Genomic DNA, 15,645 nt, shown 5'->3' with positions numbered 1-15,645 from the left:
AATTATATCTCACAAGATGTACTTGCTCGGGTGCATACGACTAAACAGCCTTAAATCTTCTTTTGTGATTTGATTGTCCATAATAGTTGTTTTTTAGGTTAAACAACTAATTTATGTGGAGAGTTGGAGTGCTTAGTACTACTGGAATAATCAAGCATTGGTTGGCGTTAGAATGAAATGTTGATTTGCAAAATGAATTAGAAATCAATATTAATTTTTTAGTTATGATAGGGTTCGAATAAATCGTTTATATTAATAGAAATAAAAAAGGTTAGCAATCACTAACCTTTCTTTATGCGGTGAGCCCCGGTATCGAACCAGGTTTCCTATTTTATTCTTTAAATATATTCATCCTTTCAGATTATTTCGGTCAACTCACCTTCGATACCGAAACTCAATGAAACAAGTAGATTTCCTAAAAGACTTAGTATATAACTTAGTGAAAGGTTAGTTGTAATTGATTTTATTGTTTCCATACCTAGTAGATTTTTATTATTCAACCATTTGTCAGCGAGACATACCAAGATATCTTTTAGATGAATCATACCAAAGAACGCAATAGGAATTTCCAGCTTGTTATATTTAGATATTAAATATTTCAGAAAACTATTTCACTAAAGTACAAAAATAAACTTAATCAGGAGTATGTCTTTTAATTTCAGTTAGTATAATGGTACTTTGTTCAGTTATTACTATTTCATAATCAATAATAAGACTAATATTAACTCCATTTTTAATTAAAGCCTTTGAAGTCTTTTCATCTAGTGGAGTTCCATCAGTGTTTCTATTCCATTTGTGCTTGTTAAATTGATATTCAGTATTAATTTCTGCATCTGTTAACTCTACTACATTAACTTCTAATGTTCGTAAATTTAAGGATATGGTATCTTGATCCCATAATAAAACCTGACCTACAGCTTGTTTACTGTTAGTTAGATAAATATTTATGTTCTTAAATTCACCAATAAAAAATTTAAGTGCAGGATCATTATTTGGTATGAAGTTTTCATTTGAATAAAGTCTTTCAGATATATTATAAAAATCTTCAGAGGATATAATTGCTGAAGTTACTTTTCTATCTAATTGTACTAAATCGGTAATACAATTTGTTATCGCTTCCGATAAATTATCACCAAAGTAGGATACCTCTTCTCTTCTTTCGTTTAAAAAGGAGAGGATTTCATCATCAAAAATTTCAGAAAATTGTTGACCTAGAATTGACTCTGTACCAGGTAGATTAAAAGAGTGTTCTCCATTAATAAATACTCCTTTGAGATTAGCCATATATAATAGCTTTTGTTCAACATCTTCTTGTTCAACATCTTCTTGTTCAACAAAACTTTTTATTACATTAATAAATAATGAATCCTTTTTAATTTTAGCTTCTAATGTTTCTTTAAAATTATCGACTTTAGTTTCGTCTAAAACAGCTTCTGATATAGCGTTTATTCTTTCAATATTTACATCTTGATTTATATTTTCAAAAAAAGATATAATTAATTCAGCTCTTTCTTCTAGTTCTTCTATTGATTTACATTTTATTAATTCTTTCCAATGGTCAAAATTATTTCTAAAAACATGAATTTTATCTACAAAAGAATTATATAAATCTTGTAATTTTCTTTTATCTTGATATGAGTATTGCTGGAACTGTAGCTCGGTAACTCCCTTTCTAATTAAATCGATTAAAAGCCCAAAAACTAACCAATTTCTGGGATCTGGTGGATAATAGGAAACTCCTGATTCCCGTTCTATATAATCCCAATTAGTCCATTCTAAGTATCCACTAAATTGCAGATCTCTTAAATCTATAATCTTTTTTATTAATTCTGCTATGGATAAATGAAAATGTATCGTATCAAATATTTCTTTAGTAAATGTTAAATCAATTATATTTTTAGAAAATAGAAATATAGACCAATATTTTAAACCTATTTTGACATGTAAAAGATAGTCTGAGAATTTATTAACTTCAGAATAAATGTTATTTAGTATTTTTTGATTTTCATCATCTGTTTCTAAGTCTTTATGCGTATAGTAAGCAATTTTAAAATGTTGGAGTATGTGGGTATTATCAAGATTATTTATCTTTGTAAAACTGGTATAACATTTTTTAAAAACTTGTAAACTTTTTATTTGAATACAGTTATATAATTGTCTATTAAAAGAATTAATTGTTAGGTATATAAACTCGTTAATTCTTTTCAGATTATTGATATCTATTTTATCTACATCGGGAGAATTTAAAAAGATTGGATAGGTTAATTTAATATCTAAAATATAATGATATAATTCTAAAACTCTTTTTATACAAAAGGTATGTATTTCATTGTATGAAATATTACTTTTTAAAAATTTGTCTGATGTCTTTATATAAGATGCGGGAAAGTTAATATATTTTGTAAAATTAGATAAAGAATCTTCTCTAATACTAATAAATAATATATTACTTATAAAATCATTTAAGGTGTCAAAACTCTCAATATTTTTGAGATGAATCGATTCTTCAATTGATTTCCATATCGTTGATTCAATTCCTGTAGTGATATCAATACTAAATTTATCTTCCTTCATGTTTTTTTTCAGTTTCAATTTGTAATTTATAAAGCTCTAATAAAGTATTTAAAGATTTATCTAGTTCAGTACTGTTATTATTTTTTACTGATTGCAATACTTTTCTTTTGATATCATCTAGATAAATATTCGTATAACTTAATTCTTTATTTGATGTTCTGAATGTTAAGAAAGGTAAAAGTATTCTATGTACCCATGAAAGTCTCTCGTTTTCCTTAAGTTTAAAAATAGTATTAAGCTCTATATTATTTTGTTTAAATAATGTTACTCCCGAATAACTTTCAATTTTTATTTTACTTGATTGTATCAACCATTTTAATAAAAGAAGATTTACATCTATCAAATACTTACTTTTATTTTTTACTTTATATTCTGTTTTAGGATTATGATATAATAGACGATTAAAATCAATTAAAATTGTATTATCAGCATACTTTAGCCCCAAAGTTTCAATTTTTCGCTTATATATTTTGAAACTGTTCGCTTTTACCAAGCTAAGTTTTAGCTCCTCTTTAGCCACTTTTATTAATTCTTTTTCTAAAAGTTTATTGAGTTCGTTTTCGTTACTAAACAAAATTATTTTTCTAAATAAGACTCCAATTAGTATTATAATAATTAATGATAAATATGTTCCTGCCAAAACCATTCGTGTAAAATAAAACTCAGCAAGTGTTTCTCTATAAGTGGATAAAATAATAAAACAAATAATTGTAGATAAGGTCAAATATATGGTTAGATACAATAAAGACTTTTTAAACAATAAGGCAAAAGTTGTTGGATTCTTAATAGCTAAATTAGTGATCAAAAAACCTACAACTACTAGCGAAATACTTATGATTCCAGTTATGTTAGTTGTGCGTTGATCCACTAATAATTTAACTGTTGCAATATCTAAGTTGACAATATTTATTGTATTAATGTCTATAAACATTGATGAACAAAAAAACAAAAAGACTAATAGAAATACTGTAAACCAACTGTTTTTATGTGAAAAAAGATCACTAAACTTATCTGTTATTTTTGTTAGAGTACTGTCGTATAGATTAGGATGATTAGATTTAGTTTCTTTTTTTGCTAAATAGTTTAGCCACATACTATTTTTTCTAAAGAATGACATTTTTAAAATTTTACGCTAAAATAAAATAATAAAACTTTGATGAGTAAAAAAATAGTTGATTATGTAAAAAAATGAGTAAACTTAAATTAGATTAATACTATAATTGCTGAATCTGTTATTGGTTGTATTGCTTAAAATATTTTTTTGATTTAATAGTAAGTGCAATCATTACTTTAGTTAGAATAAACGATTAAAAAGCCTTTTATCAATGGCTTAGTATATAACCTAGTGATAGGTGGTAATGCGGGTTCACAATCAGCCACACTGATGATTCGAGTATTAGCAGTTGGAGATGTAAAAACAAAAGATTGGATTAGATTGTTTGGGAAAGAATTTTTTGTCTCTTTATTATTAGGTATTACAATGGCATTGGGCGTGTCTTTACTGTCTTTTTTTCAAGCACCTTCAGTTACACCTGTTTTAGCTATTTCTATGGTAATTACAGTAGTGACTGGGAGTTTACTTGGAATGTTACTTCCATTTTTATTGACAAAGCTTAGAATTGATCCTGCTACTGCAAGTGTTCCATTAATTACATCAGCTTGTGATATTATTGGTATTTTGATCTATTTATCTTTTGCTTCCTGGTATTTTGGAATTTAAAAGAAAATTACTGTGATAGAACTATTTGTTAGGAATAATTATAGGGCAGCAATTTTCATTTTCAATTTTAATATTGGAAGTACTGCAACACGTTTTTAAACCATTGAGCAGCATGGCACGTACTTTTAGCAATTCTTTGATTTTAGAATCAACACGGCTTACTTTTTCTGTTATTTTTTCTGTCATATTTTGACAAGACGCTTCATTTGCATCCATCATATCAAGTACTTCAAGTACTTCATTTAAGGTAAAACCTAAATCTTTTATCCACTTAATAGACAGTAAACGTTGAAATGTTTCTTCCGAATATTCTTTATAGTTATTTGATCTTCTTTCTTTTTTGTCAACTGTGATAAGTCCCTGTTTTTCATAAAAACGGATTGTGTCTTTAGATAATCCAGTGCGTTTTACTAACTCGCCTATTAACATATTTGATAAAATTATTTGATTTTTTACTTGACAGTGGACTATACTCCACGGTTTATATTTGCAAATATAAACAAAACTAGTAGGCATGAGTCTACTTTAATAAATTTACATGAATACAAATAAAATGATGAAACAAAAATGCTCTACAGCAATTAGTGAGTCTAATAAGATATCCAATGACATTTCTTTATTAGATAAATATTTAACGGTATGGATTTTTCTAGCAATGCTTTTAGGTGCTGGTGTAAGCCATCTTTTTCAGCGTTCTGTAGAAGCTATAAATATGGCATTTACAATTGGTGGACATACCAATCTTTTACTTGCTTTAGGACTTATTTTAATGATGTATCCGCCTTTGGCAGAGGTGCGTTTTGAGCTATTACCCAAAGTATTTAAGGATACTAAAGCATTATGGCTTTCGCTTTTACTAAATTGGATTATAGGTCCTTTAATCATGTTTGCTCTTGCGATAGTATTTTTTGCCTATATCGCTCCAACATTTATTGGTCCTGATGATCGATGGACACTTTATATGGCAGGCCTTTTACTTGTAGGAATAGCACGTTGTGTGGCTATGGTTCTTATATGGAATCGCCTAGCAGGGGGAAGCAGTGAATATGGTGCTGCTTTTGTAGCTTTAAACAGCATTTTTCAGATTATAACATTTGGTTTTTATGCTTGGATTTTTATTTCAGTTTTACCACCGTATTTTGGAATGGAGGGCACGATTGTCGATGTGAAGTTTAAAGAACTCTTCAATAGCGTGCTTATTTATTTGGGAATCCCTTTTGCATTGGGAATTTTTGGACGAATTTTTCTTGTAAAAATAAAGGGCAATAATTGGTATGAAAATAACTATCTACCTAAAATTGCTCCACTTGCTGTTATTGCGTTAATCTTTACAATTTTTGTAATGTTTAGCCTTCAAGGTGAAAGAATGTTGACTCAACCCTTTGATGTTCTTTGGATTGCGTTACCTATGTCAGCTTATTTTGTCATTATGTTTATGGTGAGTTTCTTTATAACGCATCGTCTGGGAGTGGATTATCGCAGAAGTGCAACGTTAGCATTTACGGCTTCTGGCAATAATTTTGAATTGGCGATTGCTGTTGGAATTTCAGTATTTGGTATTGCATCACCAGTGGCATTTGCTACAGCCATAGGACCACTTGTAGAAGTGCCAGTTTTAATTGGTCTTGTGCATTTGAGTCTTTATTTCAAAAAGCGCTTTTTTAAAGGAAATGAAGGGGATAACCTTAAAGATGAAATGATGAAAAAGTAGGTATTTTATCCTTAGACTCTCTTTTTTGACTTTATTATATTTACAATCTTATTATTTAAAAACTGAAGATGGAAAAAATATTTTTTTTAGTATTCGTATTATTCTTGTCTCAAACGACAAAAGCTCAAAACCAAACGTTAAAAGAAAATGTGAATTTAGGAAGACCTGTTGTTATAGACAAGATATTTAAAGTAAGTACTATCGATGATGTTTCAGTAGATGTACCTGTTACTTTTATTAATGGAGTAGAAAAGGGACCTACTTTTACCATTATAGCGGGAATTCACGGCATGGAGTATCCTACGATACTGTCTCTTTTGGAAATTAAGAAAGAAATAGACCCGAAAAAATTAAAAGGTAATCTGATTATTATACCGATTGTTAATGTAGAGCCCTTTTATAAGCGAACACCATTTGTAAACCCGTTGGATAATCTTAATCTTAATCGTGTATTTCCAGGAAGCGCTACAGGAACAATTAGTGAAGTAATGGCAGATTGGATGACCAAAGAAGTATTTGGAGTTACTGATGTATTGTTAGATATGCATGGGGGAGATGTAGGTGAAGATCTTATTCCTTTTATGTGTTATTATGACAATAAAGAATTTAAAGAGCAAACAGCACTTGCTTTGCGATTGAGTGAAATTAGCGGGTTTGATACAGTGGTTTCTTATCCTTATATTCTACCAGCTGAAAAACCTGCGATGTATGCTTTTAAGCAAGCGGTGAGATTAGGAATTGCTAGTTTAAGTATAGAAATTGGAAGGTTAGGAAATTGGAATAAAGAAGAAGTTTCTATGACCAAGGATGCTATCTATCGTATGATGAAGGAATTGGACATGTATGAAAATAAGAATGTTAAACCTGTAGAATCGGCAAAAATTTACTACAATAGACAAGCCTATGTATCTGTTCCTGTTCAGGGAATTTTCTATAGTGATGTAAAAGCTGGGGATAAGGTAACTAAAGACCAGCAGATTGGTTATATTACTGATATATTTGGAAACGAAATTCAAAAAATAACGGCTCCAGAGAGTGGTACTGTTCTTTATAAGGTTGGTACTCCTCCTGTTAATAAAGGAGAAACATTATTTTGTATTGGTTATCAAGTACAAGATAATTAGTATGTATTTTATACTTTGTAAATGAAATACTTGAGTAAGTGAACACTTCGTTAATCGTTATCAAAATGGTATAATTTTATATGTAATTGGTATAAATAGAAATATTTTTGAAAGATATTTTTGTACAAATTAATAAAGCAAGTACATTGATAAGTAGATTATATGTGTTTATATTTTTCACATCTATAGCATTACAAGCTCAAACAAAAAATAACAAAAGCATACAATCCATTTGAAATGCAACCACACTTATTAATTACAGAGGTATAAAATTTTAGTTGATCCGATGCTTTATCCAAAGGGCGGGTTGATATCAGTAGCTAGAAAACAGAATAGCCCTTTGGTTGATTTACCTATTCCAATTTCAGAAATAGTAGAAAGTTTGGATTTGGTTTTAGTAACGCATAATCATTTTGATAGTGATACGGTTAAAAATGAGTTTTTTATTCCTCCTTTTTTGTTTTTACTTTATAGTGCTATTTATAATGTAAAAGTTGATAATAATAATTGAAATTAAATATTCGAATTAAAAAGGAGGAATTTATTTGATACTATGAGATTTTTTGGAGATAAGGGAATTGGGTATTATACATTTGATTCGTTTATGGATATTCAAGCATTGCATTCTTCATGTAAGAGTAAACATAAATGTTATTTGATCATGAATGTAAAAGCAGACAGTGTGTTAACTATAGATTTTAAAGAGATTGGGGTTAAACAGGATACTCTTTTTTTTCTAGATTCGAGACAGCGATTTTCTCTAAATCCTAGTAGCAAAAGTGAGATTATTATTTTCAATTCTGAATTCTATTGTATCGCTTTTCACGATAATGAGTTGACTTGTGATGGTATTTTATTTAATAATATTTATGATACCCCCTCTATTAATATAGCTCAAAAAGATTCTGATATTTTAGACAACTTATTTTCTGAAATAAAGACAGAATTGAATCAAGGAGATTATTGGACGGAAGAGATGATTCGAACCAAGTTAAAGGAGTTAATTATTACAGTTAGCAGAATGTGGCTCAATCAAAATCCCAATCAAAAAGGTTTAGGTAGTGGAGAGGATGAATTAAGTAGAAAATTCAGTCAACTTGTTGAAGAAAACTTTTCGACCTATCACAGTGTATCAGATTATGCAGCACTGCTAAATGTAACGGCAAAGACGTTGAATCGCAAGATTGTGAGTGAGAAGAAAATGGCTCCCAACACATTTATAAAAAATAGAATTGTTCTTCAGGCTAAGCGTTTATTATCCAATACAATGCTTACTGTAAAGGAGATAGCAATAGAACTAGGATACCAGGATCAGTCCTATTTTGTTCGTCTGTTTCGATCACAAACAGGACAAACACCTTTAAATTTTAGAAACAGGAATAACAAATAAGAAAAAAGTGCTGTGTTTTGAGAAATATGTCTCTTGATTAAAAAGTGATACATGGGTAATTTTGTCTTATAAATAGTAATAAATAAAATAGATGAAATCAACTGTTACAGCCATTTGGCAAGGAAATTTTAAGGAAGGAAATGGATTTTTAAAGGGAGAGAATTCCACTCTAGAAGGAGTAGAATATAAGCCAGTCTTTGCTAAGGCAAGTGGTCAACCCATAACAAATCCAGAAGAACTATTAGGATCTGCTCATGCAACATGTTTTAATATGACTTTAAGTTATATTTTATCTCAAGCAGGGATAAGTGCCGAATCATTGCAAACTGAGGTTGTTATCGGAATAAACAACAATGTTATACTTAGCTCAACTTTAAATTTAGTTGCAAAAATACCAGGCATTGCCGATAACGAATTTCAAGATTACGTTATAAAAGCAAAACAAATGTGTGCAGTAGGAAATGCTTTAAAAGTAGAAATAGAAGTTAATGCTCAACTTTTATAGAATATCTTAGCAATGATTAAAATCTCTTTTCTTTGATTAGAGATTTTAATCAACCATTTTAATCAAGTTAATTAAATAATCTTGTCTATATGCAAACTTTAAAATTTCATAAAACGGAGTGTGGTGTTGAATTCTTATTAAACGTTCTGCATATAGAGGGCAATGATATAAATAGAAGTTACTTAAAAAATATACCATTTAATACGGATTTCTTTGAGGTTATTTTTTTTAAAAAAGCTCAGGGATATCTTGTATTAAATCACCAAAGAATTGAACTCACAGATAATAGTATTGTTTTTATATCTCCTTTTCAAAAACGGCAGTGGAATTTTACATCGAAGGATTTAGAATTCACTGTTTTACTTTTTCAAGAGGATTTCTTAAATGAGTTTTTTGAAGACAAATTATTTTCTTATCGTTTGCTTTATTTTCATCAGTTTCATTTTCCCTTAAAAATAAGTTTAGAACGAGATAGTATTGACATTTATTGCAAATTACTCCAAGAGATTAAAACAGAGCTCGTTTTTACAAAATCTGACAGTATACATATTGTGCGTTCTTTGTTGTATTATATTTTGCATAAATTAAATAGAGAATATGCAACGTTAAATTCCTTATCTGTAGATAGGCAAGAGCAACATTATGCTTTTCAATTTAAATATTTAATGGAAAAGCATATTGAAAAAAAACATAGAGTAAATGATTATGCTGAATTACTAGGGATAAGTAGAGTTTTATTGAATTCGGCTGTAAAAGAGCAGTTTAATGTAACAGCAACCTATTTATTAAAACAGAGGTTGTTAGTTGAAATTAAGAACTATTTGATTCATTCTTCCATGACAGTTAGTGAGATCGCTTATAAATTAAATTTTTCTGAGCCAAATCATTTAATGCGATTCTTTAAGACACAAACGGGTATGACTACACGAGAGTTTCTACTGGAGCACAACGAAATAGAGAAAGACATTTAATTGGTCTTATCAAATTGGTAGGATATAGAATTTGATTGGTATTCTACTTCTAATACCAACAAAGTACTTTAGTTGTTTAAATAATTGAACAATTAAAGGATATGATTTCTCAAGAACAAATAGATATTTTAAAAGAGCAAATAGCTATTGCTGATGCAATTGTTGTTGGAGGAGCTTCTGGTATGTCTGCTGCTTCAGGGTTTAAGTTTTACTATCAGCATGATGAGGTATTTCAAATGATTGCAGGTAATTTAGAAAAGAAATACGGGTTTTATAATTTTTTTGATGGTCTATATGATCCTCATCACACTTTAGAGGAACATTGGGCCATGTTGATTCGTTTGTCGCATTATATTCATTATTGTGAGACAGGAGAGACCTATAAGGATTTGGCAGCCTTATTGGAGGGTAAAAACTACTATATAGCAACAACGAATCAAGACGCTCAATTTTATAGAGTTTTTGATGCTAACAAAATTACAAGAATTCAAGGAGATTGGCGCTACTGGCAATGTAAGAAACGTTGTCATGATCAAATTTATGACAACAAAGAACAAACATTAGAGTTAAGCAAATACATAGAGGCAGATAAGCTCACAGACGCTTTAATTCCTAGATGTCCTAAATGTGGTGGGTATATGGATGCCTGGATACGATCAAGAAATTTTCTAGAGGGAAATTACTACCAACAAGAAATGAAGTTGTATTATGATTTTATTGAAAAGCACGCAGGAGATCGTATTTTGTTTTTGGAATTAGGAGTAGGATTAATGACTCCTATGTTTATAAAAAAACCATTTATAAGCATGGTTTACCAATTGCCCAATGCTTTTTACGCAACATTAAATCCTCAACATGCAATTGTGCCTGAAATCATTACCTCTAAAGGTTTGGCATTGAGTGATGATATTTCAATTATTTTGAAGCAGCTTCTAAATAAGCCTATAGATCCCGTAGATCATTTTGATTCGGAGAAAATTTTCAACCCTTCACGTGTATATTAATGGATAGTATCATACGCGCTAGAAAGGCTATTTTACAAGTTGATATGGTATTAATTGGAGCTAGCAATGGACTGTCTATTGCTCAGGGTATTCATATTTTTGCTGATAATCAAGATTTTAATGATTATTTCAGTGATTTTTAAAAAAACAATGCAATAAAGAGTATTATACAAGGTTGTTTCCATCAGTTTTCTAAAGAGGAGCAAAAATGGGCGTTTTATAGTAAGATGTATCATTATTTTACTGTAGATAGAGAACCTACTCAGGTTATGCAACAGCTATTGTCCTTAGTTAAGAATAAGCCTTATTTTGTTGTTACTTCAAATATTGATTCACATTTTATAAATTCTGGATTTGATCCGAATGCTATATTTGAGATAGAGGGTAATTGTCGTTTTATGCAATGCGAAACTGCTTGTCATGTTACACTTTATGATGCCGAACAAAAATTATTGGCGTTTTACGCAAAGCAAGAAAATGGGAGTATACCAACCAAACTTGTGCCCAAATGTCCTAAATGTGGGGGCAATATGAAACTTAATATAGAGGTTGATTCTCATTTTGTAAAGGGAGCTACTTGGCAAGAGAACAACCAAAAATATAGGACATTTTTGGATCAAGCTAAGAATAAGCAAAAGAAAATTGTTTTATTGGAGTTAGGAGTAGGTTTACGCAATGTATTGATAAAACAACCATTTATGAATTTCACTTATTACAATTCTAATGTTTGTTATATAACTTTTAATAAAGGAGAGATTTATGTACCTATTGAGATTGATTCACAGTCAATAGCATTAGATGGTGATATTGGACAAAGCTTAAGCGAGATTGTAGGGCTTAATGGTTGCTGATTAATTTATCAAAATGGTAGTTTAAATGCTTGATTGGGTAGCTGTTTTAATTATTATTATGAAGAGATTTGTGTCAGATGTTTAATTATATAAAAAAGATAATTATGAGTAAAAAAGCATTATTAGTAATAGATATTCAAAACGATTATTTTGAAAACGGAGCTTGGGAACTGGTGGGATCTTTAGAGGCTAGTTTAAAGGCACGAAAAATGATTGATCATTTTAGATCACATAATTTACCTATTGCACATATTCAGCATTTTGCAGTTCAAGGCAATATCCCTTTTTTCCATGAAGGAACAAATGGGGCAGAGATTCATGAAAATGTAAAACCACTAGAAGGGGAGAAATTAATTAAGAAGAATTATCCCAATAGTTTTAGAGAAACTGATTTGTTAGCCTATTTGAAAGCTGAGGGAGTTACTGAAGTTGTGATTACAGGAATGATGTCTCATATGTGTGTAGATGCAACAACAAGAGCAGCAAAAGATTTTGGCTTTGAATGTACGGTGATTTCAGATGCTTGCGCTTCAAGAGATCAAGTATTAGACGGAAAAACAGTACCAGCTTTAGAAGTTCATACAGCGTTTTTAGCAGCATTGACATTTTTTTACGCCAATGTTGTAACTTCAGAAGAATACTTGTCTGCTTAATTAGATTTAATAGAAAGCTGGAATATGATGTTCCAGCTTTTGCTTATTTCAAATTTTCTAGCCCAAACTTAGCTAATTGCTCTATAATTGGAAGTGTTTTCAATCCTAGATTTGTGAGGGTATATTCTACTTTAGGGGGAATTTCTGGGTATGCTTTTTTGGAAACAAATTCATTTTTGACTAAAAAATTTAGCTGTTGAATAAGCATTTTCTCACTTATACCAGGAATTGTTTTCTTTAGTTCCCCATATCGTATAGTTCTATCATTAATCTGAAATAATATTAATAGCGTCCATTTTCCACTTACAAGAGACATTGTTTTCCTTACTGGACAATTCTCATCTGATGTATTTATTTTTTTTAGGTTTTTTTCCATTTGATTATCAGTTATTCTAACTAATTAGTTAGTACCTAACCCATAGGTAGGTACTTGTGTAAAAGTAAAATATTAATTTAATTCGTATAACAATAAATTTAAAAAAGTATGAAAAATCCAATAGAAGTAGTAGCAGCTTATGTTGATGCACTGGGAAAAGGTGATATTCCAACTGCATTTTCTTTTTTTGATTCAAATGTTAAATGGCATCAACCTGGTAATAATCAATTTTCTGGAGTAAAAATGGGTGTTGAATCAATAGGAGAGATGCTTAATGCAATGATGCAAGTATCGAAAGGAACGTTCTCTTTAGTTCCCAAAGGCTCTTTGATGGTAAATGGCAATCTTGTTTCTATGCCCTTAAATTTTACGGGTACTGTGGAGGATCGAACTATCAATATGTTTGGTATTGACCTATTTAAAATAGAAGGAGATAAGATTGTAGAAATATGGTTGTTTTCTGACAATCAAGAAGAAGAAGATGTTTTTTGGGGCAAATAATAGAATTTCACCAAAAAAAATAAACCAATAGAGGAATACCTTCTTGTGGTATTCCTTTTAACTTTTTACAATAAAAGTTAATGTTTGATGTGACTTTTATTCTATATTTGCTTTTTAGCAAACAAGGATTATTACTTTATAAAGTATGTTTTTTTTCAATTAGTTTATTCTAATGTATTGATAAATAGTTATTAAAATCCTTGATTTTGTTTATTTTCAAAAGTAGTTTAAATCAAACTTTATGTCTAAAAAGACTATAAATTCTCGCATTTCTTACACTAATCGTTACCCAGATAGCGATATTGTGTCTTTCTTTATTTTTTAATACTTAAGCATTTACTAGCTAAAAGTATTTCAGTTATATTATTTTCTCTATAGATTTTTCATGTTTTTTACTTCAACCATCTAACTAAAAAGTTGTGATAGTAAAAGTCTCGCGTGTTGGTTTTTTGACCAAATGTGAAAAATGAATTTATTGGATAAATCACGAATCAGTATGGTTTTAGAATAAAAGGTTCTATAGAGAGCAATTTATGTTCAATTTAATTATTTATTATTTTATGGTATCACAACAAGAAGATATTTTTAAGAACGTTATTTTGCATGCAAAGGAGTATGGATACATATTTCCATCTAGTGAAATATACGATGGTTTAAGCGCAGTCTATGACTATGCTCAAAACGGTGTAGAGTTAAAGCGAAACATTAGAGAGTACTGGTGGAAATCCATGGTACAAATGCACGAGAATATTGTGGGAATTGATGCCTCAATCTTTATGCATCCAACCACTTGGAAAGCTTCAGGTCACGTTGATGCATTCAATGACCCTTTAATTGACAACAAAGACAGTAAAAAAAGATATAGAGCAGACGTTTTAATTGAAGACTACTGTGAAAAGTTACACCAAAAAGCATTAAAAGAAATTGAAAAAGCGAAAAAACGCTTTGGAGAAGCTTTTGATGAGGCGCAATTTATTGAGACAAATCCATGTGTAGTAGAATATTACGCAAAGAAAAAAGAAATCTTGGAGCGCATGGCTCGCGGATTAGATTCTGGAGATTTAGCGGATGTAAAGGCCTTAATCGAAGAGTTGGAAATTGCAGATCCGGATACTGGTTCTAAAAACTGGACGGAAGTGCGTCAATTTAACTTGATGTTCGGAACTAAATTAGGTGCTTCTACTGATACAGCGATGGATTTATACCTGCGCCCAGAAACGGCACAAGGTATTTTTGTCAACTTCTTAAACGTTCAAAAAACGGGACGTATGAAGATTCCTTTTGGTATTGCTCAAACAGGAAAAGCATTCCGTAACGAAATTGTAGCACGCCAATTCATTTTCCGTATGCGTGAATTTGAACAAATGGAAATGCAATTTTTCGTGAAACCAGGAGAGGAGATGAAATACTACGAGTATTGGAAAGATACGCGTTTGAAATGGCATTTATCATTAGGTATGGGAGCAGAAAACTACCGTTACCACGATCATGAGAAATTGGCACACTATGCCAATGCTGCAACAGATATTGAGTTTAATTTTCCTTTTGGATTTAAAGAATTAGAAGGAATTCACTCTCGAATGGATTTTGATTTAAAAGCACATGAGCAATTCTCTGGAAAGAAATTACAGTTCTTTGATAACGAAACAAATTCTTCTTATGTTCCTTATGTAGTGGAAACTTCTGTTGGGTTGGATCGCATGTTCTTGTCTATATTCTCTAAATCACTGCAAGAAGAAACACTAGAAGACGGCTTAACAAGAACAGTATTGAAATTACCTGCTGTATTAGCTCCAACAAAAGCGGCTATTCTACCTCTTGTAAAAAAAGATGGACTACCTGAAATTGCACAAGAAATCATGGAAGATTTGAAATGGGATTTCAACGTTGCTTACGATGAAAAAGATGCTGTAGGACGTCGTTACCGCCGTGCAGATGCACTCGGAACTCCATTTTGTATTACAGTGGATCACCAAACACTAGAAGACAAAACAGTTACCATCCGTCACAGAGATACGATGAAGCAAGATCGCGTTGCAATTGTTGACCTTCGCACGCTAATCAATGAGGAAGTATCAATAAAAAACTGGTTAAAAAGAGCCATGTAAAAAGAAACGGTACACTACATACAAATACAACGATATCATAGTCGATTTGTATGTAGTGTTTTGAATAGATTTACAAAGAGTTATTCATGTAGTCTTCCAATGTTTCTTTTAGTCTATCTTGTTTTGACCCCTATAAACCTAGAGTATTTTTAAATTT

The 15,645-nt window shown here is 30.4% G+C and carries 17 protein-coding genes; 13 read left to right on the top strand and 4 right to left on the bottom strand.

The window, feature by feature from the left end:
* Positions 1 to 633 precede the first annotated feature (633 nt).
* Positions 634 to 2,574, bottom strand: a complete 1,941-nt coding sequence (locus tag GJV76_RS13920; protein ID WP_155093209.1) for a hypothetical protein — start codon at positions 2,572 to 2,574, stop codon at positions 634 to 636.
* Complete coding sequence (locus tag GJV76_RS13915; protein ID WP_155093208.1) at positions 2,561 to 3,691, bottom strand: hypothetical protein; 1,131 nt, start codon at positions 3,689 to 3,691, stop codon at positions 2,561 to 2,563. Before GJV76_RS13915 ends, GJV76_RS13920 begins: the two co-directional genes overlap by 14 nt.
* Before the next feature lie 228 nt (positions 3,692 to 3,919).
* On the opposite strand from GJV76_RS13915, the gene GJV76_RS13910 reads away from it, so the two are divergent.
* The gene (locus GJV76_RS13910) at positions 3,920 to 4,294 is read left to right on the top strand and encodes a magnesium transporter (protein ID WP_317162607.1); all 375 of its coding nucleotides are present in this window, start codon (positions 3,920 to 3,922) and stop codon (positions 4,292 to 4,294) included.
* A gap of 21 nt (positions 4,295 to 4,315) precedes the next feature.
* Here GJV76_RS13910 and GJV76_RS13905 read toward each other — a convergent pair whose 3' ends face one another.
* The gene (locus GJV76_RS13905) at positions 4,316 to 4,723 is read right to left on the bottom strand and encodes a MerR family transcriptional regulator (RefSeq protein ID WP_196216232.1); all 408 of its coding nucleotides are present in this window, start codon (positions 4,721 to 4,723) and stop codon (positions 4,316 to 4,318) included.
* Positions 4,724 to 4,832: 109 nt separating this feature from the next.
* Here GJV76_RS13905 and arsB point away from each other — a divergent pair, with 109 nt between their 5' ends.
* The 10 genes from arsB to GJV76_RS13855 all read left to right on the top strand — a co-directional run bounded on the left by arsB (position 4,833) and on the right by GJV76_RS13855 (position 12,503).
* Complete coding sequence (gene arsB, locus GJV76_RS13900) at positions 4,833 to 6,005, top strand: ACR3 family arsenite efflux transporter (RefSeq protein WP_317162606.1); 1,173 nt, start codon at positions 4,833 to 4,835, stop codon at positions 6,003 to 6,005.
* 68 nt (positions 6,006 to 6,073) lie between these two features.
* Complete coding sequence (locus tag GJV76_RS13895; protein ID WP_155093205.1) at positions 6,074 to 7,129, top strand: succinylglutamate desuccinylase/aspartoacylase family protein; 1,056 nt, start codon at positions 6,074 to 6,076, stop codon at positions 7,127 to 7,129.
* Positions 7,130 to 7,415: 286 nt separating this feature from the next.
* A complete protein-coding gene (locus tag GJV76_RS13890) occupies positions 7,416 to 7,640 on the top strand; it encodes a hypothetical protein (protein WP_155093204.1) in 225 nt (74 codons plus the stop codon).
* A 42-nt stretch (positions 7,641 to 7,682) separates the two neighbouring features.
* The gene (locus GJV76_RS13885; protein ID WP_155093203.1) at positions 7,683 to 8,519 is read left to right on the top strand and encodes a helix-turn-helix domain-containing protein; all 837 of its coding nucleotides are present in this window, start codon (positions 7,683 to 7,685) and stop codon (positions 8,517 to 8,519) included.
* A gap of 91 nt (positions 8,520 to 8,610) precedes the next feature.
* The gene (locus GJV76_RS13880) at positions 8,611 to 9,024 is read left to right on the top strand and encodes an OsmC family protein (protein ID WP_155093202.1); all 414 of its coding nucleotides are present in this window, start codon (positions 8,611 to 8,613) and stop codon (positions 9,022 to 9,024) included.
* Positions 9,025 to 9,113: 89 nt separating this feature from the next.
* Complete coding sequence (locus GJV76_RS13875; protein ID WP_155093201.1) at positions 9,114 to 9,995, top strand: helix-turn-helix domain-containing protein; 882 nt, start codon at positions 9,114 to 9,116, stop codon at positions 9,993 to 9,995.
* A gap of 101 nt (positions 9,996 to 10,096) precedes the next feature.
* On the top strand, positions 10,097 to 10,999 hold the full coding sequence (locus tag GJV76_RS13870) for an SIR2 family NAD-dependent protein deacylase (protein ID WP_155093200.1): 903 nt from the start codon (positions 10,097 to 10,099) through the stop codon (positions 10,997 to 10,999).
* Positions 10,999 to 11,142: a hypothetical protein gene (locus tag GJV76_RS13865; RefSeq protein ID WP_155093199.1), complete on the top strand. Its 144-nt coding sequence runs from the start codon at positions 10,999 to 11,001 to the stop codon at positions 11,140 to 11,142. Before GJV76_RS13870 ends, GJV76_RS13865 begins: the two co-directional genes overlap by 1 nt.
* Before the next feature lie 12 nt (positions 11,143 to 11,154).
* Positions 11,155 to 11,850: a Sir2 family NAD-dependent protein deacetylase gene (locus tag GJV76_RS13860; RefSeq protein ID WP_317162608.1), complete on the top strand. Its 696-nt coding sequence runs from the start codon at positions 11,155 to 11,157 to the stop codon at positions 11,848 to 11,850.
* Positions 11,851 to 11,954: 104 nt separating this feature from the next.
* The gene (locus GJV76_RS13855; RefSeq protein WP_039328249.1) at positions 11,955 to 12,503 is read left to right on the top strand and encodes a cysteine hydrolase family protein; all 549 of its coding nucleotides are present in this window, start codon (positions 11,955 to 11,957) and stop codon (positions 12,501 to 12,503) included.
* 43 nt (positions 12,504 to 12,546) lie between these two features.
* Here GJV76_RS13855 and GJV76_RS13850 read toward each other — a convergent pair whose 3' ends face one another.
* Positions 12,547 to 12,879, bottom strand: a complete 333-nt coding sequence (locus GJV76_RS13850) for a winged helix-turn-helix transcriptional regulator (protein WP_155093197.1) — start codon at positions 12,877 to 12,879, stop codon at positions 12,547 to 12,549.
* A gap of 108 nt (positions 12,880 to 12,987) precedes the next feature.
* On the opposite strand from GJV76_RS13850, the gene GJV76_RS13845 reads away from it, so the two are divergent.
* The gene (locus GJV76_RS13845; RefSeq protein WP_155093196.1) at positions 12,988 to 13,380 is read left to right on the top strand and encodes a nuclear transport factor 2 family protein; all 393 of its coding nucleotides are present in this window, start codon (positions 12,988 to 12,990) and stop codon (positions 13,378 to 13,380) included.
* A 560-nt stretch (positions 13,381 to 13,940) separates the two neighbouring features.
* On the top strand, positions 13,941 to 15,488 hold the full coding sequence (locus tag GJV76_RS13840) for a glycine--tRNA ligase (RefSeq protein WP_155093195.1): 1,548 nt from the start codon (positions 13,941 to 13,943) through the stop codon (positions 15,486 to 15,488).
* Positions 15,489 to 15,645: the final 157 nt, after the last annotated feature.

It is taken from the genome of Myroides albus, assembly GCF_009711045.1.
Classification (GTDB): domain Bacteria; phylum Bacteroidota; class Bacteroidia; order Flavobacteriales; family Flavobacteriaceae; genus Flavobacterium; species Flavobacterium album_A.
This window is presented reverse-complemented; position numbering and strand designations above follow the sequence as displayed.

Coding starts and splice junctions, on each gene's coding strand:
- GJV76_RS13865 (WP_155093199.1), top strand. CDS start 10,999: ATGGATAGTATCATACGCGCTAGAAAGGCTATTTTACAAGTTGATATG.
- GJV76_RS13840 (WP_155093195.1), top strand. CDS start 13,941: ATGGTATCACAACAAGAAGATATTTTTAAGAACGTTATTTTGCATGCA.
- GJV76_RS13880 (WP_155093202.1), top strand. CDS start 8,611: ATGAAATCAACTGTTACAGCCATTTGGCAAGGAAATTTTAAGGAAGGA.
- GJV76_RS13875 (WP_155093201.1), top strand. CDS start 9,114: ATGCAAACTTTAAAATTTCATAAAACGGAGTGTGGTGTTGAATTCTTA.
- GJV76_RS13885 (WP_155093203.1), top strand. CDS start 7,683: ATGAGATTTTTTGGAGATAAGGGAATTGGGTATTATACATTTGATTCG.
- GJV76_RS13855 (WP_039328249.1), top strand. CDS start 11,955: ATGAGTAAAAAAGCATTATTAGTAATAGATATTCAAAACGATTATTTT.
- arsB (WP_317162606.1), top strand. CDS start 4,833: ATGAATACAAATAAAATGATGAAACAAAAATGCTCTACAGCAATTAGT.
- GJV76_RS13915 (WP_155093208.1), bottom strand. CDS start 3,691: ATGTCATTCTTTAGAAAAAATAGTATGTGGCTAAACTATTTAGCAAAA.
- GJV76_RS13895 (WP_155093205.1), top strand. CDS start 6,074: ATGGAAAAAATATTTTTTTTAGTATTCGTATTATTCTTGTCTCAAACG.
- GJV76_RS13905 (WP_196216232.1), bottom strand. CDS start 4,723: ATGTTAATAGGCGAGTTAGTAAAACGCACTGGATTATCTAAAGACACA.
- GJV76_RS13850 (WP_155093197.1), bottom strand. CDS start 12,879: ATGGAAAAAAACCTAAAAAAAATAAATACATCAGATGAGAATTGTCCA.
- GJV76_RS13920 (WP_155093209.1), bottom strand. CDS start 2,574: ATGAAGGAAGATAAATTTAGTATTGATATCACTACAGGAATTGAATCA.
- GJV76_RS13845 (WP_155093196.1), top strand. CDS start 12,988: ATGAAAAATCCAATAGAAGTAGTAGCAGCTTATGTTGATGCACTGGGA.
- GJV76_RS13890 (WP_155093204.1), top strand. CDS start 7,416: ATGCTTTATCCAAAGGGCGGGTTGATATCAGTAGCTAGAAAACAGAAT.
- GJV76_RS13870 (WP_155093200.1), top strand. CDS start 10,097: ATGATTTCTCAAGAACAAATAGATATTTTAAAAGAGCAAATAGCTATT.